Raw genomic sequence first — 5829 nt, forward strand, 5'->3', positions numbered from 1 at the left:
CCGACACCCACCTCGTGGTGGACAAGGTCGACGACAAAGGCGGCGTGGTGAGCAGTGGCGTGCGGACCTTGTCGGATTCGGATCGGGTGGTCGAATTGGCCCGTATGTTGGCAGGGCTGGACGACACCGAGACCGGTCGTGCGCACGCCGAAGAACTGCTCGAGATCGCGAATGCGGCCCGCGTCACAGATTGAAGGTTCTGTGGTGTTGGTGTGACTGATGTGGTAGTTGTCGGCGCGCCTCCACCGGTCAACGCGGTTTCAGGTTCATCATCGAAGCCATGAAGATGCCCGGATTGCTCTCACGTAACACCGAATCCTTGCCTGGGATCAGTGGCATCGCCAGGGCCGATCGGAACACGGCGAAGCTTCTACGCCGCGTCGGTCCTGGAGACATCGTGATCCTCGACGAAGTCGACATCGATCGCCGGACCGCCGATGCTCTGGTGAAAGCCGGAGTCATGGCCGTGGTCAACGCGTCGCCGTCGATTTCGGGGCGGTACCCCAACCTCGGACCGGAAGTGATCGTCGCCAACGACATCGTTCTGATCGATGCCGTAGACGGTGACGTCTTCAAGAACGTCAAGGACGGCAGCAAGATCCGCCTGCACGAGGGCGAGATCTTCAACGGCGAGAAGAGCCTCGTCAAGGGCGAAGAGCAGACCGAGGCCGAGATCTCCGATCGGATGATCGAGGCCAAGACCGGCCTGGTCGATCACCTGGAAGCGTTCTCGGGTAACACCATCGAGTTCATCCGCACCGAAAGTCCTTTGCTGATCGACGGAATCGGTGTTCCGGACATCGACATCGACTTGAAGGATCGCCACGTCGTGGTCGTCTCCGACGGACCCGAACACGAGGCCGATCTGAAGAACCTCAAGCCCTTCATCAAGGAGTATTCGCCGATCCTGATCGGTGTCGGTGCAGGTGCGGACGTGTTGAGCAAGGCCGGATACCGCCCCGATCTGATCGTGGGCGACCCGGAAGAGATCACCAGTTCCACCCTCAAGTCCGGCGCGGAAGTTGTTCTGCCCGCAGACCAGGACGGTCATGCGGCGGGGCTTTCCCGAATCCAGGATCTCGGGATCGGGGCGATGACGTTCCCGGCGACCTGCTCACCGACCGACCTTGCGCTGCTGCTCGCCGATCACCACGGAGCTTCACTGATCGTGACGGTCGGCAACGTGGTGTCCTTGGACGAGTTCTTCGACCGTGGGCGTCGTGAAAGCAATCCGTCGGCGTTCATGACTCGGCTCAAGGTGGGACCGAAACTGGTCGACGCCAAGGCTGTGGCAACGCTGTATCGAAGTCGAGTGTCCGGCGGCGCGATCGCGCTCCTGGTGCTCGCCGCCCTGGTGGCAGTGATCGTCGCCCTGGTCGTGTCCAATGCCGGTAGTGAAGTTCTCGACTGGGCAATCGCAACGTGGAACAGCTTCGCGCTGTGGGTTCAGGGGCTCTTCAAGTGATTTCGATGCGTCAACATGCAATTTCCATAGCGGCAATCTTCCTGGCACTCGCGATCGGCGTGGTGCTCGGTTCCGGAATGCTGTCCAGTGGATTGCTTTCGGGTCTGCGCGACGACAAGGCGGACCTGCAGAACGAGATCGAAGACCTCAATCAACAGTCCAATCAGCTTCAGCAGCAACTCAATTCCGCGGACGGCTTCGATGCTGCTGTCGGCGGTCGCGTCGTGCGTGACAGTCTCGCTGGTCGCACCGTCGTCGTCATCACGGCACCGGACGCCGATCCCGGTGATCTCGACGGTGTCAACCGACTCGTCACTGCCGCCGGTGGCGCCGTGACCGGACGCGTCTCGCTCACCGATTCGTTTGTCGACGCCACGGGCGGTGACCGCTTGCGGACCGTCGTCACCAATGTCATCCCTGCGGGCATCACACTCAAGACCGGTGCGGTCGATCAGGGCAGTCTCGCGGGTGATCTGCTCGGTTCGGTTCTGCTTCTCAACGGGCAGAACAGCGAGCCGCAGAGCACTCCGGACGAGATGAATCTCGCGCTCGACTCGCTGCGTAGCGCCGGTTTCATCAGCTACGACGACGGAGCGGTCAAGCCGGCTCAACTCGCGGTGGTTCTCACCGGCGACAACAAGAGTGAATCCGACGCAGCCACCGGTAACCGCGGCGCCGTCATCGCCCGGTTCGCCGGTGCTCTCGACGGACGCGGCGCAGGAACGATTCTCGCGGGCCGGCCTGGCTCGGCCGAGGGCAGTGGTCCGGTTGCCGTCGCTCGTGCGGACGCGGCGCTCTCAGCGGGCTTGACGACCATCGACAACATCGATCGGGAGTCGGGCAAGATCACCACGCCGTTGGCGCTGCAGGAACAGTTGAACGGCGGCGCCGGCCGCTACGGCACGGGACCGGGAGCGGCGGCGGTCACCGTCGGCGCACCCACCAACTGAACACCCCGGTATTGATACGCCGGTCACATCGGGGGCGGAAAGTCGGCGCGTTGTAGGCACCGACCCCCGATAGGTGTTACCGTGAAATCCCGTGGGTCGGCAGGCCCCAGCATGCTTCATCAGACCAAGCCCTGCACAGTCGTCACGGGAGCCCCTTTGCCACAGTCACGCACTAACACGCGTACCGCCACCAAGCACATCTTCGTCAGCGGAGGTGTAGCTTCCTCGCTCGGCAAAGGTTTGACCGCCTCGAGCCTGGGACAGTTGTTGACCGCGCGGGGAATGCGCGTGACCATGCAGAAGCTCGATCCCTATCTCAATGTGGATCCGGGCACCATGAACCCCTTCCAGCACGGCGAGGTCTTCGTCACCGAAGACGGTGCCGAGACCGACCTCGACGTCGGACACTACGAGCGGTTCCTCGACCGTGACCTCTCCGGCCAGGCGAACGTCACCACCGGCCAGGTCTACTCGACGGTCATCGCCAAGGAACGCCGCGGCGAGTACCTCGGCGACACCGTTCAGGTCATCCCGCACATCACCGACGAGATCAAGCGTCGCATCCTCGAGATGAGCGGTCCGGATCTGCAGGGACACCGCCCGGACGTCGTGATCACCGAAATCGGTGGCACCGTCGGCGACATCGAATCGCAGCCCTTCCTCGAAGCCGCTCGCCAGGTCCGCCACGACGTCGGCCGCGACAACGTCTTCTTCCTGCACGTCTCCCTCGTGCCGTACCTCGGCCCCTCCGGAGAACTCAAGACCAAGCCCACGCAGCACTCGGTTGCGTCGTTGCGCAGCATCGGCATTCAGCCCGACGCGCTGATCCTTCGTTGCGATCGTGACGTTCCGCAGGGCCTCAAGAACAAGATCGCCCTGATGTGCGACGTGGACGTCGACGCCTGCATCTCGACGCCCGACGCTCCCTCGATCTACGACATCCCGAAGGTTCTGCACCGTGAGGGCCTCGACGCCTACGTCGTTCGCCAGCTCGGTCTCCCGTTCCGCGACGTCGACTGGACCGTGTGGGGCAACCTCCTCGATCGTGTTCACCAGCCGCGTGAGACCGTGCGGGTCGCGTTGGTCGGCAAGTATGTCGACCTGCCCGACGCATACCTATCCGTCACCGAGGCACTGCGCGCCGGTGGATTCGCGAACCGGTCCAAGGTCGAGATCTCCTGGGTCCCGTCGGACGCCTGTGAGACCGAAGCCGGAGCGCAGGCCGCTCTCGGTGACGTCGACGGTGTTCTGATCCCCGGCGGCTTCGGCATCCGCGGCATCGAAGGCAAGCTCGGCGCGATCCGTTTCGCACGTTCGCGCAAGCTGCCGCTGCTGGGTCTGTGCCTGGGTCTGCAGTGCGTCGTCATCGAAGCTGCTCGTAGCGTCGGCCTCGACGATGCCAACTCGGCCGAGTTCGAGCCGGACACCAAGCACCCGGTCATCTCCACGATGGCTGATCAGGAAGACGTCATCGCCGGTGACGCCGACCTCGGTGGCACCATGCGTCTGGGTGCTTACCCGGCCGTGCTGACCAAGGGTTCCGTCGTCGCTCAGGCCTACGGAACCGAGGACGTCTCCGAGCGTCACCGTCACCGCTACGAGGTCAACAACACCTACCGCGATCGGATTGCCAAGTCCGGCTTGCAGTTCAGCGGAACCTCGCCGGACGGCCACCTGGTCGAGTTCGTCGAGTACCCGCGTGAGCAGCATCCGTTCTTCGTTGCCACCCAGGCACACCCGGAGCTCAAGAGCCGTCCGACGCGCCCGCACCCGCTGTTCGCGGCCTTCGTCGAAGCAGCGTTGACGTACAAGCTCGAAGAGCGCCTGCCCGTCGACGTCCACGGTGACGAGAAGATCGACACCGCTGCCACCGAGACAGCGCTCGACGCTGCAGTCGAGAACGTGGAAAAGGTCTAGCCACACATGAGCGATCCCGGTCGGCACGAATTCGACACCCTCGGCTCCAAGACGGTCTACACCGGCGCGATCATCGCGTTGCGCGTCGACACCGTTGCGATGCCTGGTGGTCAGCGTGCCGATCGGGAAGTCGTCGAGCATCACGGCGCCGTTGCCGTCGTGGCACTGGACGAGCACGACAACCTGGTGCTGATTCACCAGTACCGTCACCCGCTCGGGCACCGGTTGTGGGAAATTCCTGCCGGTCTGCTCGACGCTCCGGGGGAGAGCCCGGTCGAGGCTGCAGCGCGCGAGCTGGGCGAAGAAACCGGACTCGGCGCCGATCGATGGTCGGTGCTGGTCGATGTCGCTCTCTCACCCGGGTTCACGGACGAGGCGGTTCGCGTCTTCCTCGCCGAGGGGTTGCACGAGGTGGAGCGCGACGATCCCGAACACGAAGAAGCCGATCTCGAGATTTCGCGGGTTCCGCTCGCCGACGCCGTCGACATGGCGCTACGCGGCGACATCGTTAATGCCACAGCGGTATCAGGCATTCTCGCGATCGCCACCGCACGCGCGACGGGAAAGCCGCTACGCCCCGCCGACGCACCGTGGCCCGATCGTCCTCGCGCATTCGGAGAACGCAAGTCGCGAGCCTGAAGTGCTTGCCCGACAGGTGGACTCGTATCTCGACCATCTAGCGGTCGAGCGAGGATCTGCGCGCAATACTCTACTTTCCTATCGCCGCGACCTGAATCGGTACGCGGAGTACCTGCACGGACGCGGCATCGACGACGTCGCGGGCGTGACGGAGAACGACGTCACCGAATTCGTGACACATCTGCGCCTGGGTGACAAAGATTCCGGCGTCGTACCATTGGCGGCCAGTTCGGCAGCACGCACCGTGATCGCGGTTCGCGGATTCCACAAGTTTTCCGCCGCCGAAGGTCTGGTCAGCGTCGACGTGGCCCGAACGGTCAAGCCGCCGACGCCCGGACGCAAGCTGCCCAAGGCCCTGCCTCTCGACGACGTGATCGCCCTGCTCGACGCTTCGGGTGGCGGTGCGGCCGGTGACGGGCCCCGCGACCTGCGGGATCGCGCTCTGCTCGAGCTCCTGTACTCGACCGGAGCGCGAATCACCGAGGCGATCGATCTGGACGTCGACGACATCGATACCGAAACTCGTTCCGTGCTGCTCAAGGGCAAGGGCGGCAAGCAGCGGATCGTCCCCGTCGGCAGGCCGGCGATCGCCGCCGTCGACGCGTATCTCGTCCGCGGGCGCCCCAGCCTGGCGACGCGCGGTGTTCCTGCCCTCTTTCTCAACGCGCGCGGTGGACGCCTCTCGCGTCAGAGTGCATGGCAGATTCTTCAGGACGCGGCCGCGTCGGCCGGGATCAAGGCGGACGTCTCACCCCATACGCTCAGGCACTCGTTTGCCACACACCTGCTCGACGGCGGCGCGGACGTACGCGTCGTGCAGGAACTTCTCGGTCACGCTTCGGTAACCACGACGCAGAT

The 5829-nt window shown here is 64.2% G+C and carries 5 protein-coding genes and 1 pseudogene; all 6 read left to right on the forward strand.

The window, feature by feature from the left end; all coding sequences use genetic code 11:
* Positions 1-194: pseudogene (locus tag A2J01_RS24160) on the forward strand (DNA repair protein RecN); the annotation flags it as partial.
* Between the two features lie 86 nt (positions 195-280).
* Positions 281-1465, forward strand: a complete 1185-nt coding sequence (gene steA / locus A2J01_RS24165) for a putative cytokinetic ring protein SteA (RefSeq protein ID WP_007731902.1) — start codon at positions 281-283, stop codon at positions 1463-1465.
* On the forward strand, positions 1462-2415 hold the full coding sequence (locus tag A2J01_RS24170; RefSeq protein ID WP_007731900.1) for a copper transporter: 954 nt from the start codon (positions 1462-1464) through the stop codon (positions 2413-2415). The genes steA and A2J01_RS24170 overlap by 4 nt, the downstream gene beginning before the upstream one ends.
* A gap of 156 nt (positions 2416-2571) precedes the next feature.
* Positions 2572-4332: a CTP synthase gene (locus A2J01_RS24175; RefSeq protein ID WP_003946139.1), complete on the forward strand. Its 1761-nt coding sequence runs from the start codon at positions 2572-2574 to the stop codon at positions 4330-4332.
* A gap of 6 nt (positions 4333-4338) precedes the next feature.
* Complete coding sequence (locus A2J01_RS24180; protein WP_047270484.1) at positions 4339-4971, forward strand: NUDIX domain-containing protein; 633 nt, start codon at positions 4339-4341, stop codon at positions 4969-4971.
* 1 nt (position 4972) lies between these two features.
* Positions 4973-5829, forward strand: an 857-nt coding sequence (locus tag A2J01_RS24185; protein ID WP_064113763.1) for a site-specific tyrosine recombinase XerD, incomplete at its 3' end; no start/stop codon positions are given.

Source organism: Rhodococcus sp. EPR-134 (assembly GCF_001647205.1).
Taxonomy (GTDB): Bacteria; Actinomycetota; Actinomycetes; order Mycobacteriales; family Mycobacteriaceae; genus Rhodococcus_F; species Rhodococcus_F qingshengii.